Here is a 572-nt window from a genome sequence, read left to right as displayed (position 1 = left end):
GTGCACTTACACTCAACACCTGATTGCCGTCCAGGTTGAGGGAACCTTTGGGCGCCTCCGTTACATTTTAGGAGGCAACCGCCCCAGTTAAACTACCCACCAGGCACTGTCCCTGGACCGGATAGACGGTCCGAGGTTAGAAGCCCAATACGATCAGAGTGGTATTTCAACAACGACTCCACACACACTGGCGTGTGCGCTTCACAGTCTCCCACCTATCCTACACAAACCGTACCGAACTCCAATACCAAGTTGTAGTGAAGGTCCCGGGGTCTTTTCGTCCTGCCGCGCGTAACGAGCATCTTTACTCGTAGTGCAATTTCGCCGAGTCTATGGTTGAGACAGTTGAGAAGTCGTTACGCCATTCGTGCAGGTCGGAACTTACCCGACAAGGAATTTCGCTACCTTAGGATGGTTATAGTTACCACCGCCGTTTACTGGGGCTTAAATTCTCCGCTTCACCCCCGAAGGAGTTAACAGGTCCTCTTAACCTTCCAGCACCGGGCAGGCGTCAGTCCGTATACATCGTCTTGCGACTTCGCACGGACCTGTGTTTTTAGTAAACAGTCGCT

General features: G+C 52.4%; 1 rRNA gene. It reads right to left on the bottom strand.

The features are described 5' to 3' along the window. Window positions 1-572, bottom strand: a 23S ribosomal RNA gene (locus VXD91_RS04885); the annotation flags it as partial.

The sequence above is a fragment of the Mycobacterium sp. SM3041 genome, assembly GCF_039668335.1.
Taxonomy (GTDB): Bacteria; Actinomycetota; Actinomycetes; order Mycobacteriales; family Mycobacteriaceae; genus Mycobacterium.
This window is presented reverse-complemented; position numbering and strand designations above follow the sequence as displayed.